This window comes from Marinobacter sp. SS5-14b, from assembly GCF_030541005.1.
Lineage (GTDB): Bacteria > Pseudomonadota > Gammaproteobacteria > Pseudomonadales > Oleiphilaceae > Marinobacter.
On record NZ_JASSVM010000003.1, the window covers coordinates 208,773 to 223,966 of the forward strand.

At 57.5% G+C, this 15,194-nt stretch carries 14 protein-coding genes; 11 read left to right on the forward strand and 3 right to left on the reverse strand.

Annotation, left to right across the window (positions count from 1 at the left end; translation table 11 throughout):
* The first annotated feature begins 6 nt into the window (after positions 1-6).
* A complete protein-coding gene (gene epmA, locus QPL95_RS08590; RefSeq protein ID WP_303290573.1) occupies positions 7-975 on the forward strand; it encodes an EF-P lysine aminoacylase EpmA in 969 nt (322 codons plus the stop codon).
* A 14-nt stretch (positions 976-989) separates the two neighbouring features.
* On the opposite strand, the gene asd is transcribed toward epmA, so the two are convergent.
* Positions 990-1,859 carry an archaetidylserine decarboxylase gene (asd, locus tag QPL95_RS08595; protein ID WP_303290574.1) on the reverse strand — a complete coding sequence of 290 codons (870 nt, stop codon included), beginning with the start codon at positions 1,857-1,859 and terminating at the stop codon, positions 990-992.
* A gap of 143 nt (positions 1,860-2,002) precedes the next feature.
* On the opposite strand from asd, the gene motA reads away from it, so the two are divergent.
* Both motA and motB read left to right on the forward strand, forming a co-directional pair.
* Complete coding sequence (gene motA / locus QPL95_RS08600; protein WP_303290575.1) at positions 2,003-2,854, forward strand: flagellar motor stator protein MotA; 852 nt, start codon at positions 2,003-2,005, stop codon at positions 2,852-2,854.
* A gap of 28 nt (positions 2,855-2,882) precedes the next feature.
* Entirely contained in the window at positions 2,883-3,842 is a 960-nt protein-coding gene (gene motB / locus QPL95_RS08605) for a flagellar motor protein MotB (protein ID WP_303290576.1), read from the forward strand.
* Positions 3,843-3,876: 34 nt separating this feature from the next.
* On the opposite strand, the gene rsgA is transcribed toward motB, so the two are convergent.
* Positions 3,877-4,932, reverse strand: coding sequence for a small ribosomal subunit biogenesis GTPase RsgA (gene rsgA / locus QPL95_RS08610; RefSeq protein WP_303290577.1), 1,056 nt, complete (start codon positions 4,930-4,932; stop codon positions 3,877-3,879).
* Between the two features lie 426 nt (positions 4,933-5,358).
* Between rsgA and orn the strand changes: the two genes are divergently transcribed.
* Positions 5,359-5,901, forward strand: coding sequence for an oligoribonuclease (gene orn / locus QPL95_RS08615; protein WP_303290578.1), 543 nt, complete (start codon positions 5,359-5,361; stop codon positions 5,899-5,901).
* On the opposite strand, the gene queG is transcribed toward orn, so the two are convergent.
* Positions 5,896-6,975: a tRNA epoxyqueuosine(34) reductase QueG gene (gene queG, locus QPL95_RS08620; RefSeq protein WP_303290579.1), complete on the reverse strand. Its 1,080-nt coding sequence runs from the start codon at positions 6,973-6,975 to the stop codon at positions 5,896-5,898. The two genes, orn and queG, sit on opposite strands and share 6 nt — an antisense overlap.
* A gap of 130 nt (positions 6,976-7,105) precedes the next feature.
* On the opposite strand from queG, the gene QPL95_RS08625 reads away from it, so the two are divergent.
* From QPL95_RS08625 to hflX, 7 genes are all read left to right on the forward strand, one after another.
* Positions 7,106-8,662: an NAD(P)H-hydrate dehydratase gene (locus QPL95_RS08625; RefSeq protein ID WP_303290580.1), complete on the forward strand. Its 1,557-nt coding sequence runs from the start codon at positions 7,106-7,108 to the stop codon at positions 8,660-8,662.
* Positions 8,659-9,156, forward strand: a complete 498-nt coding sequence (gene tsaE, locus QPL95_RS08630; RefSeq protein ID WP_303290581.1) for a tRNA (adenosine(37)-N6)-threonylcarbamoyltransferase complex ATPase subunit type 1 TsaE — start codon at positions 8,659-8,661, stop codon at positions 9,154-9,156. The genes QPL95_RS08625 and tsaE overlap by 4 nt, the downstream gene beginning before the upstream one ends.
* Complete coding sequence (locus QPL95_RS08635; RefSeq protein ID WP_303290582.1) at positions 9,153-10,484, forward strand: N-acetylmuramoyl-L-alanine amidase; 1,332 nt, start codon at positions 9,153-9,155, stop codon at positions 10,482-10,484. The genes tsaE and QPL95_RS08635 overlap by 4 nt, the downstream gene beginning before the upstream one ends.
* 20 nt (positions 10,485-10,504) lie before the next feature.
* A complete protein-coding gene (mutL, locus tag QPL95_RS08640) occupies positions 10,505-12,394 on the forward strand; it encodes a DNA mismatch repair endonuclease MutL (RefSeq protein ID WP_303290583.1) in 1,890 nt (629 codons plus the stop codon).
* A 5-nt stretch (positions 12,395-12,399) separates the two neighbouring features.
* Positions 12,400-13,446 carry a tRNA (adenosine(37)-N6)-dimethylallyltransferase MiaA gene (gene miaA, locus QPL95_RS08645; RefSeq protein WP_303290584.1) on the forward strand — a complete coding sequence of 349 codons (1,047 nt, stop codon included), beginning with the start codon at positions 12,400-12,402 and terminating at the stop codon, positions 13,444-13,446.
* A gap of 34 nt (positions 13,447-13,480) precedes the next feature.
* Complete coding sequence (hfq, locus tag QPL95_RS08650; protein ID WP_303290585.1) at positions 13,481-13,732, forward strand: RNA chaperone Hfq; 252 nt, start codon at positions 13,481-13,483, stop codon at positions 13,730-13,732.
* A 92-nt stretch (positions 13,733-13,824) separates the two neighbouring features.
* The gene (gene hflX, locus QPL95_RS08655) at positions 13,825-15,126 is read left to right on the forward strand and encodes a ribosome rescue GTPase HflX (protein WP_303290819.1); all 1,302 of its coding nucleotides are present in this window, start codon (positions 13,825-13,827) and stop codon (positions 15,124-15,126) included.
* The last annotated feature ends 68 nt before the right edge of the window (positions 15,127-15,194 follow it).

Consider the following 15,194-nt stretch of genomic DNA (forward strand, 5'->3'; position numbering starts at 1 on the left):
TTCTTCGTGACTGAGATACCTGTCTGGCAGCCCACTGCCTCGCGGGACGTCCTGAAAAGCCGTGCACAGCAGCTTGCTTATGTGCGCGGCTTTTTTGATGCGCGCAACGTACTGGAGGTAGAAACTCCGGTGCTTGGCCGCTTCGGCGTCACTGATGTGAATCTTGACGGAATTCCTGCGCAAGTCAGCGCCGGTTGCCTGAACGGCGGCTGGCTACAAACATCCCCCGAATACCATATGAAGCGGTTGTTGGCTGCCGAGATTGGCTCTATTTATCAGGTCGCCCGGGTATTCCGTAACGGCGAGCGAGGGCGGCGTCACAATCCCGAGTTTTCCATGCTCGAATGGTACCGGGTGGGGTTGGATGATCAGGCTTTGATGGCCGAGGTGTCAGATCTGGTTTGTGGTTGGTTGGATTGTGAACGGCCAGAGCAGTTGCACTACCGGCAAGCGGTGATCGCAAGTGCCGGTTTTGACCCGATGACGGTGTCCGATTACAACCTGCGTCAGTATTGCGAACAGTGGCTGGAGCCTGAGCAGCTTGCAGGGCTTGGCCGTGACGGTTGCCTTGATCTGGTCATGAGCTTTGTTGTTGAGCCTGGCCTGGGTCTTGATCGGCCGGTATTTATCACGCGTTATCCCGCCTCTCAGGCTGCGCTGGCCAAGGTGTCTCTTGAAGGTGATCATCCGGTAGCCCACAGATTTGAGTTGTACATCGGCGGGCTGGAAATCTGCAACGGCTATTGGGAGCTGACAGATGCTGCCGAGCAGCGGCAGCGCTTTGCGGCTGACAATGGCCAGCGTAGAGCCACCGGCAAACCCGAGATGGCTCTGGATGAGGCGTTTATCGGCGCGCTCGAAGCCGGCCTGCCCGATTGCTCGGGTGTAGCACTTGGGCTGGACCGGCTTCTGATGCTGAAGGTGGGTGCGAAGAGTATCGAGGAGGTGCTGGCTTTCCCGATTGAGCGAGCCTGACCGGGCCTCTCTGGTCAGGCTGTCGCCTGGCCCAGTTTGCCGAAGGCTTCACCCATCTGTACGGTTTTGCCGGCTACCTGGTCGGTATTCCAGTCCACGGAGCCCTTAGGCATCACCAGAACCACCGTAGAGCCCAAGCGGAATCGTCCCATTTCATCGCCCTTTTCGAAGCGAACGGCTTCGTTGCCCGAATACTGCCACTGGGTAATCTGGCTTGGCTTGGGTGCAACTACGCCTGCCCAGGTGGTTTCCATACTGCCCACAATCATGGCTCCGACAAGAACCAGCGCCATAGGGCCAGCGTCGGTATCAAACATGCAGGCCACTCTTTCATTCCGCGCAAACAGGTTGGGTACATTTTCTGCGGTGACCGGGTTCACGGAAAAAAGTTTGCCGGGCACGTAGACCATTTCTTTCAGGGTGCCGGCCAGTGGCATGTGGATGCGGTGGTAATCTTTCGGAGACAGGTAAATGGTGGCGAACTCACCCTCGCGAAAAGGTGCTGCACGATCCTCATCGCCGCCCAACAGCTCAGTCAGGCTGAACGACTGGCCTTTTGCCTGAAACACTCGATCGTCTGCAATGACATGACCAAGCTGGCTGATGGCGCCGTCTACCGGGCTTACGAAAACAGCCGGGTTCTGATCGACGCTGCGAGTTCCAGGCTTCAAGGCGCGGGTGAAAAAAGCGTTGAAACTGGGGTAGGCGGTCGGGTCCGATTCAGCGGCTTCGCTCATGTTTACGCCGTAACGGTCGATAAACCATTTGATCACACGGTTTTTCAGGGCAGGTGTCCTGTCGTTGTCGGCAAGGCGTCCGGCTAGCCGGGAAACCGACAGCTGAGGTGTGACGTATTGGCTCAGGACAAACAGTTTATCAAGCATCTGAGAAATCTCTCGGGTTTAAAACGGCGCAGTTTAACAAACTGGGGCGAGTGTATAGAAATTGTTTCGTGGCTTCGCTGTTCGGGCAGAGGCTTGCTATTATCGGTCTATCGACCAGACAACAAAAAGGCTAACTCTTCTCTATGCTGCTGATTATTGGTGCGGTAGTTGTCATTGCAAGCGTTCTGGGTGGTTATGTATTGCACGGTGGAAACCTGGCTGTACTCTGGCAACCGACGGAAATCCTGATCATCGGCGGTGCGGCTTTGGGTTCTTTTGTGATTGCCAACCCCATGCACACCGTAAAGGAAGTGTTCAGTGGTTTGTTGAGATTGTTGACCGGCTCGCCTTTCAATAAATCCTACTACATGGATTTGCTCAGCTTGCTGTACGAGGTTTTCGATAAGTCCCGTAAGCAGGGCGTGATGGCCATTGAGGAAGACATCGATAACCCTGAAAACAGCCAGATCTTCATCCGCTACCCTGCCATCATGAAGTCCGGTCACCTACTTGATTTTATTACGGATTATTTAAGAATTATCAGTTCGGGCAACATGGCGCCCCACGAGCTCGAAGGCATGATGGAGAACGAGATCGATAGTCGCCAGCACGAACTGGAAGAACCCGCCCACGCTGTCAACAAGATTGCAGATGCGCTCCCCGGCCTGGGTATCGTTGCGGCGGTGCTGGGTATTGTCATTACCATGAACTTTCTGTCGGAAGGGCCGGAGAGAATTGGCCTGAGTGTCGCAGCGGCACTTGTGGGGACGTTCCTGGGAATCTGGATGGGCTATGGGTTTGTTGGTCCGGCCTCCATTGCGCTTGAACACGCCGCGAAATATGAATTGAAAGCCTACGAGTGCGTGAAATCCGCCATTGTTGCTACGGTGTCTGGCCAGGCGCCACAAATGGCCATCGAGTTCGGCCGTAAATCCCTGCCCACAGACAAAAGGCCAGGCTTCCAGGAACTGAACGATCACGTTCGCTCCAAGTGATGTTGACCGCCAGTAGCCGGAGTTAAGTGTGGAAGAGCAGCCGATTATCATAAAACGCAAAAAGGTTGTCGCCGGAGGTCACCACGGCGGCTCCTGGAAGGTTGCGTTTGCGGATTTCGCCACGGCCATGATGGCTTTCTTTCTCGTGCTCTGGCTGACGGCGACGGCCTCGCCGGAGCAGAAGCTGGCGGTGGAAGGTTATTTCAAGGACCCCATCGGCTTTATGGAGGGCGGTTCTGCAAACCCGGTCGACCTGGAGGGCAGCGCATCGGTGATCAACGAGGCTTCGCAGGACGTTGAATCCAGCACCATCCAGATTGAAGATCAGGTTGTCGATGAATTGGCCGAGACCCTTGAGCAGCGCCGTATGGAACAGCTGTTTCAGGAGCTTAAAGAACGTATTGAGCAGAATGAAACCTTGCAGGAGTTCAAGGACCAGTTGCTGATAGACATTACCGACGAAGGCCTGCGCATTCAGATTGTGGACCGGTCTGGCAGGCCCATGTTCGATAGTGGTCGTGCCGAACTCAAATATTACTCCCAGGATATTCTGTTTGAACTTGCCAAAACGCTGGGCTCGGTCAACAACAAACTCAGCCTGACCGGCCATACGGATGCAACCCCGTTCAGTGGCCGGCCCGGTTACACCAACTGGGAGCTTTCGGCGGACCGCGCCAACACCGCGCGTCGGGCATTGGTGGCCGGTGGTGTCAGGCTGGAACAAATTGCCCGGGTAGTGGGGCTGAGTGAGTCGGTACTGTTCGACAAAGACAACCCGGTGGCCCCGGTGAACCGGCGCATCTCCATCATCGTTCTGAACAAGAAAACAGCCGAGGGTATTGAGAGTGGTGCTGGCCGCTCAGATCGTCCGCTTATCGATCTGACCCGCCCGACCGAGGAGCAGGAAGAACAGGCGCTGGAACAACTGGAAGGCGGTGACTGGTTCGAAGAACGCCCTGAGCCAGCGCCGGGCGAGCTGAACTGGTGAGGCCAGGCCGGCCTGATTGAGGGCGAGCGATAACTCAGGACAGCTTAAGCCCGCGAGCCTGCTGCTCCGACATGTCCTGAAGAATTCGATGGAAACTCTTCAGGCGCTCCCTCGAAATCGCTCCGGTTTCAGCCGCAGCGTCCAGCGCACACCCTGGGTCGCCCATGTGGCGGCAATTGCGGAACTTGCAAAGGCCGATCAGAGGCCGGATTTCCCGGAAGCCGTACTCCACTTCCTGAGGGGTCATGTGCCAGAGCCCGAACTCCCGAATGCCGGGCGAGTCAATCAGATCACCACCGGCCGGCAGGTGAAACAGTTTGGCCGTGGTAGTGGTGTGTACACCCTTGCCAGTGCTCTCGGAAACCGCGCCTACTCGCAATAATTCGTCGGGCAACAGGGTCTGGATAATTGATGACTTGCCCACGCCGGACTGGCCTACAAAAACGCTGGTCTGGCCCCTGACCAGCGCCTCGACTTCCGCTGCCGGCTCGCCCTCACAGGCCACCGCAGACGTTCGCTCAACCTGATAGCCCAAAGCTTCATAGCGGGCCAGCAGTGTCTCAATGTGTTCCCGGTTACGATCGTTAATCAGGTCTGTCTTGTTCAGCAAAATGACGGCGGGAATATCAGAGCTTTCGGACGCCACCAGATATCGGTCAATCAGACTGTCATGGGGTTCCGGCTCCGGCGCGATCACCAGAATGATGTGGTCAATGTTGGCGGCTACCGGTTTGAGTGCACCAAAGTTATCTGGCCGTTGCAGCAAATTGTCGCGATCACACCGCGCTACAATGACCCCGGTCTCACTCTTGCCTGGTCGCCATACCACTCGGTCGCCAGTCACCAGGCTGCTGATGTTCGCCCGAACAAAGCACCGGAATACCTGCCCGGTGTTCTCCCCCTGCAGGGCTTCAATGTCCAGTTGCTGCCCGTAGTGGGCAATCACCAGCCCTTCTTGCTCCGGCCCCAGTTCGCCCGCTTCGGTCTGAGCTTCAATGGCCTTTTCTTTCCGGGCCATTCGGGTTGTCCGCTCTTTCTGAATTTTCTCAATCCGCCATTGCTGGCGGTTGTTCAATTTGCGTTTGGCCATCTGGTTTCAAGTGTTCCGGGAAAGTGGTGTGACACATGATACGTGAATCATAGACAATAGGCAGGGTTTCTAGACTTTCGAGTAAGGCCGCGCAACTCTCGACTTGGGTGCAAGTGCTGGCCGGGTACACCTTTCCGGGAGACGCTACGAGCACATCCGTGTGCGCTTAGCTGAAGCCATCCATGGCTTCAGATACTCCCGGAAAGGTGTACCCGGCCAGCACCCCGATCCGCAGAGTGGGTTTCAGATTGACAGGCGGCCAGTAATGTAGCTTGAAGTGCAGGTGTGGTGCTGCTTTCCGGAAATGTGCGGAGCCAGGGATGGCGGAGCCCAAGCGTCACAAGGATGTGCCGAAGGAGCGTTTTCCGGAAAGCAGCACCACACCTGCACCTGCCCCCAAACATAACGGCATAGGTTTCATACGTAATGAGTAACGGCAATCGACTGGTCTGGATAGACCTTGAAATGACCGGGCTGGATCCGGAAAAAGAGCGCATTATCGAGATGGCTACCATCATCACCGACTCGGAACTGAATCTGGTCGCCGAAGGCCCCGTCATCGCCATCAAGCAACCGGACAGTCTGCTCGACGGCATGGACGAATGGTGCACCAACACCCACGGCGCCAGCGGCCTGACCCAGCGCGTCAAAGACAGCAAAACCACCGAAGCCGAAGCCGAGCAACAAACCCTCGAGTTTTTGAAGCAGTACCTGGCGGCCGGTGAGTCCCCCCTGTGCGGCAACAGCATCGGCCAGGATCGCCGCTTCCTCGTCAAATACATGCCCGAACTGGAAGCCTTCTTCCATTATCGTAATCTGGACGTCTCAACCGTCAAAGAGCTCGCTCGCCGCTGGCGTCCGGACGTCCTCGACGGCGTGAAAAAGAAAGGCAGTCACCTGGCTCTGGACGACATTCGCGACTCCATCGACGAACTGCGCCACTACCGCGAACACTTTTTCAAGTTATAAACCGTGCTGGCGCAGCGCCCAGGCCACGTGCTCCCGCACCAGCTCGGAAGGGTGCTCCGCCCGCTGTTTTAATGCCTCGATCACCGGAATGGTCGTTGGGGCATTGCCCAGCCCGACGGCAATATTGCGTAGCCAGTTCTCGTAGCCGGTACGCCGGATGGCCGAGCCTTCAGTGCGTTTCAGGAATTCCTGCTCAGTCCACAAGAACAGCTCCGCCAACTTGGTGTTGTCCAGCTTGTGCCGGGGCTTGAAGTCGTCTTCGTTGGTGGCTTTGCTGAATTTGTTCCAGGGACATACCAGCTGGCAGTCGTCACAACCGAACACCCGATTGCCCATTTTTGTGCGCAGCTCCTCCGGGATCGGGCCCTTCAGTTCGATCGTCAGGTAACTGATGCAGCGGCGGGCGTCCAGTAAGTGAGCGCCAACAAAGGCGTCGGTGGGGCACACCTCCAGGCAGGCGGAGCAGGAGCCGCAATGTTGTGTATCAAAAGGTTTGTCCACCGGTAACGGGGCGCTGGTAAAGATTTCCCCCAGGAAGAAGTAAGAGCCCGCTTTAGGGTGAATCAGCATGTTGTTCTTGCCAATCCAGCCCAGGCCGGCGCGTTGGGCCAGGCCACGCTCCAGTACCGGCGCACTGTCGACAAAGGCCCGATAGTCATAGCCACTGACCGCCTCGTCAATCTTCTGGGCCAGCGTGGCCAGGCGCTTGCGCATCAGTTTGTGGTAATCCCGGCCCAGTGCGTAGCGAGTAATGTAAGCCGTTTCCCGGTTAGTGAGCGCTTGTTTCGGGTTGTCCGGGGCATGCAGATAGTCCAGCCGTACTGAGATAACTCGAAGGGTGCCGGGCACCAGGGACTCCGGGGTGTAACGTTTGTCGCCGTGGTCCGCCATGTACGCCATATCGCCATGGTAGCCGGCGGCCAGCCATTGCTGCAGGCGCTCCGCGTGCGGGCCTGTATCGGCGTGGGTGATGCCGGCATCGGCGAATCCCAGTTCCTTCGCCCACTGGCGAATCTGGTCTGGCAGGGCGTCCAGGGCCGGGTCTGGGGTGCTGTGATCTGGACGGATGGCCATAACGGAGCCTTCGGCGGTGAAAGCCTGCAGAGATTTAATTTGATTAAGTTATGACCTTTTTTCCTATTTTGCTATGCTTTACAGGTATCTGGCCAATTTTCTTAAACCGGTTTCTTTAGCGGGATGCCCCATGCGCTACGCGGACAGTCTACCAGAAGCCCTGTATTCCGCCGACTCTGTGCGGGCGATGGACCGGTATCTTATTGATCAGCAGGGCGTTGATGGGTTTGAGTTGATGCAATCGGCCGCCCGGGCGGCATTCCGTCAGTTGCTGAAACACTGGTCGACACCTGGCGCCATTCTGGTTTTATGTGGTGCTGGTAATAACGGCGGTGACGGTTATCTGATGGCCGCCAATGCCTGTCGTCATGGTATTCCCGTCACTTGTATTGCGGTGTCGCCAAGCGAAAAACTGACCGGCGATGCCCTCAAGGCACTTCGGGCAGCCCAGGCGGAGGGGGTGCGGGTTACCGAATTTGACGATTTGCCGAATGGCAGTGTGAAAACCTGCCTTGATTCAGTCGATGTGGTTGTTGACGCCATGTTGGGTACGGGGGCCGGCGGAGCGCCGAGAGAACCGTTTGCCAGTATTATCCGCGAGCTGAACGGTGCCGAAGTGCCAGTGCTCGCGGTTGATTTGCCATCTGGGCTTAACGCGACAACCGGAGCGGCAGAGGGTGAGGCTGTTCGTGCTGCGCTGACTGTGACCTTTATCGGTGCCAAGGCAGGGTTGTTTACGGGTACCGGCCCCGCAACCTGTGGTCAGGTGGTCTACGAACCACTGGCGACCATCGAGCAGATGCAAGGTTGTCCGGAACAGCCGGTGGCACAGCTCACATGCTGGCATGATTGTCAGGCCTGGTTTCCGGCACGGCCGCTTAACGCTCACAAGGGGCGGTTTGGTCATGTCCTGGTCGTCGGGGGTGACCGGGGCTTTGGGGGCGCCGGAATCATGGCCGCGGAAGCCGCGTCTCGCGCAGGAGCTGGGCTGATCTCTCTGGCCACGAGGCCCGAGCATGTGACGGCGGCTTTGGTTCGGTGTCCGAATGTGATGGCTCACGGGCTGATTCATGGCTCGGAACTGGCACCTCTGCTGCAGCGGGCAGACATCGTGGTCTGCGGCCCGGGTATGGGCAAGTCCGCCTGGGGGCAGCAAATGTTGCAGCAGGTGCTGGACAGTGCCAAACCTCGTGTTCTGGATGCCGACGCCCTGAATCTGATGGCCGCTCGGGCTTCGGTTCCGGCTCGTAACCATGTGCTGACTCCGCACCCGGGTGAGGCTGCACGTTTACTTGGATGCTCCGTTGCAGATATCGAAGCGGACCGGCTGGCTGCGGCAAAAAACCTGCAAAAAATGTGGGGCGGTGTGGTGCTGTTAAAAGGCGCAGGAACGGTCATCGTTAACCGTGCCGGTGAGTCCTTTGTTATTGCCGGGGGTAATCCTGGCATGGCAACGGGCGGCATGGGTGATGTGCTATCTGGCGTGATTGGTGCGTTTATTGGTCAGCTGGCGGACGCCGGTGTGGCAACAGTGGCTGCGGCGGCAGCGCACTTGGCCGCGGCCGACAAGGCGGTGGAGAGGCTCGGTTACATGGGCCTGCTGCCGGTGGATGTTATCGAAACCTTGCCGCTTGTGTTAAAAGACACAGATTATCAATACACCAGTAACAATCGGGGGAAGCGATGACTGTTTTTGGCAATGAGCGCCGGCTTTTCCTGGAATCTGAGTCTGAAACAGAAAAACTGGGCGCTGAGCTGGCTCGGCTGGCACAATTGTCGGAGCAGAGCCTGACGGTGTTTCTGGACGGTGACCTCGGCATGGGTAAAACCACGCTCAGCCGGGGTGTGGTGCGCGGGCTGGGCCATAAAGGCGCGGTTAAAAGCCCCACATATACCTTGGTGGAGCCCTACGAGGAGCTGGAGCCACCGGTCTACCACTTTGACCTTTACCGGCTTGGTGACCCTGAAGAGCTGGAGTATATGGGCATTCGCGACTACTTCTCGGGTAAAAGTTTCTGCCTGATCGAATGGCCTGAACGTGGCAAAGGCGTGTTGCCGGAGCCGGATATCGAGGTGCACCTGGAGCGGGAAGGTAGAGGGCGCTCGGTCGTGTTGAGGGCGCGCTCTGAGCTGGGTGCCTCGCTGTTGAACCAGATTGAATTGATAGGGCCGGATTCATGAGAATCGCACTGTTCATACTGTTTGCGCTGATGGCCAGTGTCGTCAATGCAGCCACCCAGATCGAAGGCCTTCGGATATGGCCTGCGCCGGATCATACCCGCTTGGTGCTGGATACCGCCGGCACGGTGGATCACAACGTATTTTCGCTTTCCGGCCCGGCAAGGCTGGTGATTGATATGAAAAATACGTCTTTGAAGACGGATTTCAGTCAGGTTGACCTGTCGGGGAGCCCTATTCAACGTATTCGCAGCGCGCCCCGTAATGGCACGGATTTGCGCGTGGTGCTGGATCTGAAAAGCGATATCAAGCCTCGCAGCTTTGTGCTGGAACCTAATCAGCAATATGGCCACCGTCTGGTTGTTGATCTGATCGATGAAGCGGGAAGCCGACTGGAACGCGCAGCCAGCCCGACCGTCACAAAAGACTCGGCGGGTAAGCGGGATATTATCGTCGTGGTGGATGCCGGTCACGGCGGTGAAGACCCCGGTGCCATAGGCCCCCGTGGCACCCGTGAAAAAGACGTGGTGCTGAAAATGGCGAAAACCCTGGCGGCACTGATTGATAAGCAGCCTGGCTTTACGGCCAAGCTCACCCGCACTGGCGATTACTACATCGGCCTGAGAAATCGGACGATTCTGGCTCGCAAATACAACGCGGATCTTTTTGTATCGGTTCACGCCGATGCTTTCAGGACGCCGCAGCCCAATGGTGCCTCCGTGTTTGCCTTGTCACAGCGCGGGGCAACCAGCGAAACCGCCCGATGGCTGGCCCAGAGCGAAAACCGTTCTGACCTTATCGGCGGCGCAGGCGGGCTGTCTTTAGAAGGGCGGGATGAAATGCTGGCTGGCGTGTTGCTTGATCTGTCTATGACGGCAAGCATCAACGCGAGCCTCGGTGTGGGTAGTTCGGTATTGGGTAAGTTGGGTGGGGTGGCAAATCTGCACAAGCCTGGTGTTGAGCAGGCCGCTTTTGCGGTGCTCAAATCACCGGATATTCCTTCAATCCTGGTTGAGGCCGGCTTTATCTCAAACCCCAAGGAAGAGAAAAATCTCGCGTCAGAGTGGTATCGCGACCGGCTGGCCAGTGCCATGATGGATGGTATCCATGATTATTTCCGTCGCACGCCGCCACCGGGTACATTGCTCGCCTGGCAAAAAGAGAACAATCGCGATGATGGCCGGGTCAGCCAGTATCGCATCCAGCGAGGCGACACTTTGTCTGGCGTGGCCCGGGAGAATCAGACCACCGTCAGTGAATTGATGCGGTTTAACGGGATGAACGACGATCGTGTTATGGTAGGGCAAACCATTCGTATTCCCTCATCCTGATCAAGAGGTAGTTCCCGGCTATGCCCCACATTCAATTGCTCTCGCCCCGGCTTGCCAACCAGATAGCCGCTGGCGAGGTGGTGGAGCGTCCTGCATCTGTTGTTAAAGAGCTTGTTGAAAACGCCCTGGATGCCGGTGCCTGCCGGGTAGATATCGAGCTGGAACAGGGCGGTGTAAAGCTGATCCGGGTGCGCGATGACGGCTCGGGCATTCATGAGGCCGACCTGCCGCTGGCCCTGAGCCGGCATGCCACCAGCAAAATTCTGACTCTGGACGACCTTGAGGCCGTGGGTACGCTGGGCTTCCGGGGCGAAGCTCTCGCCAGTATCAGTTCGGTTTCCCGGCTGTCACTGACCTCACGCACTGCGGAACAGGAAGCTGCTTCCCGGGTAGAAGTCGAAGGCCGAGACATGGATGCCAAAATTTCCCCGGCCGCTCACCCTGTTGGCACCACGGTGGAGGTCCGGGATCTGTTCTTCAACACCCCGGCACGTCGCAAGTTTCTGCGCACTGAAAAAACCGAATTCAATCACGTAGACGAATGCATTCGCCGACAGGCGCTGAGTCGTTTTGATGCCGGTTTCACCCTGCGCCACAATCAGCGTGTGGTGCAGAGCCTGCGGCCTGCGGAATCGGATATCGACAAAGAGCGGCGGATCAGTGCCCTCTGCGGCCAACAGTTTATTGATAATGCGGTGGTGATTGAGGCCGAAGCCAGCGGCTTGCGTTTGTGGGGCTGGGTGGCGCTGCCGACCTTCTCCCGGAGTCAGGCAGACCTTCAATACTTCTTTGTCAACGGCCGGGTTATTCGCGACAAACTGGTGGCCCACGCGGTGAGACAGGCCTACCGGGATGTGCTCTACAACAACCGCCATCCGGCGTTTGTGCTCTACCTCGAAGTTGACCCGGCCACTGTGGATGTCAACGTCCACCCCACCAAGCACGAAGTGCGTTTCCGCGATGGCCGCCTGGTACACGATTTCATTTTTCGCACTCTGCATCGTGCGCTGGCGGATGTGCGCCCGGACGACCATCTGCGGGGTGCGGTGGCACAGTCTTTCGGTCGCGAGCCTGAGAACGTCCAGTCTGGCGTGGGACAGCCGCCATTTCAGTCGCAGCCTGGCCAAGGCGGTATTCAGCCATCCCCGTTCAGTAGCGGGTTTGGAAGCTCCGCGCCTACGCCACCGCAACAGGAGTGGAAAGCCAGCGATCAGATGGCGTTCTACAACTCACTCAATTCGGGCGGTGGTGTAGCGGTCGAGCCCCAGGCTGACCGCTTTTCTACACCACCGGTGGCGACCACGCCGCCTCAGGACGGCGAGGAAGAGCCGCCGCTGGGCTACGCCATTGCGCAGTTGCACGGCATCTACATTCTTGCCCAGAGCCGTTCAGGCATGATCGTTGTGGACATGCATGCGGCACACGAACGGATCACCTATGAACGCATGAAACGGGCTCTGGTGGAGCAGGATCTGAAAAGCCAGCCCTTGCTGGTGCCGGTGTCGCTGGCGGTCAGTCAGAAAGAGGCAGCACTGGCAGAAAGCCACGGTGAAGAATTGCAGCAGTTGGGCCTGCAAATTGAACGTATTGGTCCGGAAACCCTGGCCGTGCGCCAGATTCCTGCGCTGTTGCGAGGTGCCGACACCGAGCAGTTGGTGCGCGATGTGCTGGCCGATCTGATCGAGAATGGCCAGAGCGACCGGGTGGAAGCGGTGACCCATGAACTTCTGGGCACCATGGCCTGTCACGGCTCGGTTCGGGCCAACCGGCAGCTGACCATTCCGGAAATGAATTCCCTTTTGCGAGATATGGAAGCAACCGAGCGCAGTGGACAGTGCAACCACGGCCGGCCAACCTGGACGCTGGTGACCCTGTCTGAACTGGACAAGCTGTTCCTGAGGGGGCGCTAGAAGCCATGTCAGGCGCTTCCGGAGTAGACTCGAAAGATCTTCCCCCCGCCATATTTCTTATGGGGCCGACCGCCTCCGGCAAGACCGATCTGGCCATTGCCCTGTGTGACCTGTTGCCCTGCGACATCATCAGCGTAGATTCCGCCATGATCTACCGGGGCATGGATATTGGCACCGCAAAGCCGAGCGCCGAGGAGCTGGCCAGGGCCCCGCATCGTCTGATTGATATCTGCGATCCGTCGGAAACCTATTCGGCCGCCGATTTTCGTCGGGATGCGTTGGCGGAAATGGCCGAGATCTCAGGCCGTGGACGTATTCCGCTGCTTGTGGGCGGGACCATGATGTACTTCAAGGCGCTGCTGCATGGAATGTCGAACCTGCCATCAGCCAGCCCGGAGCTCCGCGCGCAGATTGAACAAGAAGCCTGTGCGGGTGGCTGGGCGTCTATTCACGATGAGTTGTTGGCGAAAGATCCGGTTGCCGCCCGGCTTATCCACCCGAACAACCGGCAACGCCTGATGCGGGCGATAGAAGTGATCCGGCTCACTGGAAGGCCGATTTCAGAGCTGTGGCAGATGGATTCGGGAACTTCTTCGGGCGAAAACGGGTCAGGCATTGAGAATTACACGTATTTTACCCGGTGGCAGGCAGACGAAACTGCAGACCTGCCGTATACTGTTTTTCAGTTTGCCCTTGCACCACCCGAGCGGAAAACTCTCCATAACAGGATAGAAAAACGTTTTCGGGGGATGCTTGAGGCAGGGTTTCTGGAAGAAGTCCGGCGCCTGATGGCCCGGGGTGATCTGAATCCTGAATTGCCGGCCATGCGTTGCGTGGGCTACCGGCAGGCTTGGGATTACCTGTCGGGCACTTGTGATTATGAGACTTTCGTAAACAGGGGAGCAGCGGCTACCCGTCAACTGGCAAAGCGCCAGCTCACCTGGTTACGAAAATGGCCGGAAGTTCACTGGCTGAGCAGCGGTAATCCGCAAGTGGTGCTGGAAACCTTGAAAAAGTCCGGTCTACACACCACATTAAATTCTGAAAAATGACGATCTGCACCTACTTATAAACAGGAGAATACACATGTCAAAAGGGCACTCCTTACAAGACCCTTACCTCAATGCCTTGCGCAAGGAACGCATTCCGGTTTCTATCTTTCTGGTTAACGGCATCAAGCTTCAGGGCCAGATTGAGTCTTTTGACCAGTTCGTGATTCTGCTGAAGAACACCGTAAGCCAGATGGTTTACAAACATGCCATTTCCACTGTCGTCCCTGCCCGCAATGTACGGCTGCCGCAGGCGACCCCGACAGGAGAGGAAGAGGCTGAAGATTAATACCCCCGGAGTTTCCGGTTTTGACACCCGCGTTCCAGGACAGCCTCTGAGCTGGAATGGCCGCGGGTGTTTGTTTTTAGGGAGCTGATAATATCTTGTTTGAACGTCCTGACGTCGGAGAACGGGCGGTTCTCGTGCACATTGAATTCACCGCCCATGATGGTTCAGAAGACCCCGGTGAATTCCGGGAGCTGGTAACCTCTGCGGGTGTTGAGCCCGTAACGATGGTGACTGGCAATCGCAAGCAGCCGAGCCCGCGCTTTTTTGTAGGAGAGGGCAAGCTTGAAGAGATTCGCGATGCTGTAGCGGCCAACGAGGCGGATGTGGTGCTGTTCAATCACGCCCTCAGCCCGAGCCAGGAGCGGAATATAGAGCGCGAGCTTCAATGCCGTGTACTGGATCGGACGGGCGTTATTCTGGACATCTTTGCCCAGCGGGCCCGCACCCACGAAGGTAAGCTGCAGGTTGAGCTGGCCCAGCTTGAGCACATGTCTACCCGGCTGATTCGGGGTTGGACGCACCTGGAACGCCAGAAGGGTGGTATTGGCCTGCGCGGCCCGGGTGAGACTCAGCTCGAGACCGACCGCCGGCTGCTGCGGGAGCGAATCAAATCCATCCACAAGCGCTTGGAAAAGGTCCGTAAACAGCGGGACCAGGGGCGCAGAGCACGCAAACGCGCGGATATTTCCACGCTGTCTCTGGTCGGTTACACCAATGCCGGTAAGTCGACCCTGTTCAACCGAATTACTACGTCCAGCGTATATGCTGCAGACCAGTTGTTCGCAACCCTGGACCCGACCCTTCGCAGGCTGGAACTTCCGGACATTGGCCCGGTCGTAGTGGCCGACACAGTGGGCTTCATTCGCCACTTGCCTCATAAACTGGTAGAGGCGTTCCGGGCAACGCTGGAGGAGACCCGGCAGGCGACGCTGCTGTTGCATGTGGTCGACTGTCATGATGGCCGACGGGACGAGAATATCGAGCAGGTGGAAAATGTGCTGGCAGAAATCGGCGCGGATGAAATTCCCCAGCTTCAGGTGTTTAACAAGATCGATTTGCTGGACGACTTCGAGCCAAGAGTCGATCGTAATGAAGAAGGTATTCCGGTCCGGGCCTGGGTGTCGGCCGTTACTGGTGCAGGCATGGATTTGCTGTTTGATGCCATTGTGGAGCGGCTAGCAGAGGACGTCGTTCATCACTTCGTTCTACTGAGCCCCGCCGATGGCAAGCTGAGGGCGTTGCTGCATGAGGCAGGCTCTGTGCTGAGCGAAGAGCACCGGGAAACGGGAGATACAGTGGCTGAGGTTCGGCTGCAAAGCCGTGACTGGTTGCAGCTGCTTAGCCGGGCGGGCGTGAGCCAGAACGAAATCCGATTGGAAGACAGACCCCTCTGAAATGGCTCGGCTATTGCCGGGGGCTTGATAAATCCCTAGTATTTGCAGCCATTCGACTAAACACGAAC

Excerpts from the sequence above, each read along its gene's own strand:
- asd (WP_303290574.1), bottom strand. The coding sequence starts at position 1,859 with ATGCTTGATAAACTGTTTGTCCTGAGCCAATACGTCACACCTCAGCTG.
- motA (WP_303290575.1), top strand. The coding sequence starts at position 2,003 with ATGCTGCTGATTATTGGTGCGGTAGTTGTCATTGCAAGCGTTCTGGGT.
- rsgA (WP_303290577.1), bottom strand. The coding sequence starts at position 4,932 with ATGGCCAAACGCAAATTGAACAACCGCCAGCAATGGCGGATTGAGAAA.
- orn (WP_303290578.1), top strand. The coding sequence starts at position 5,359 with ATGAGTAACGGCAATCGACTGGTCTGGATAGACCTTGAAATGACCGGG.
- queG (WP_303290579.1), bottom strand. The coding sequence starts at position 6,975 with ATGGCCATCCGTCCAGATCACAGCACCCCAGACCCGGCCCTGGACGCC.
- QPL95_RS08625 (WP_303290580.1), top strand. The coding sequence starts at position 7,106 with ATGCGCTACGCGGACAGTCTACCAGAAGCCCTGTATTCCGCCGACTCT.
- tsaE (WP_303290581.1), top strand. The coding sequence starts at position 8,659 with ATGACTGTTTTTGGCAATGAGCGCCGGCTTTTCCTGGAATCTGAGTCT.
- QPL95_RS08635 (WP_303290582.1), top strand. The coding sequence starts at position 9,153 with ATGAGAATCGCACTGTTCATACTGTTTGCGCTGATGGCCAGTGTCGTC.
- mutL (WP_303290583.1), top strand. The coding sequence starts at position 10,505 with ATGCCCCACATTCAATTGCTCTCGCCCCGGCTTGCCAACCAGATAGCC.
- miaA (WP_303290584.1), top strand. The coding sequence starts at position 12,400 with ATGTCAGGCGCTTCCGGAGTAGACTCGAAAGATCTTCCCCCCGCCATA.
- hfq (WP_303290585.1), top strand. The coding sequence starts at position 13,481 with ATGTCAAAAGGGCACTCCTTACAAGACCCTTACCTCAATGCCTTGCGC.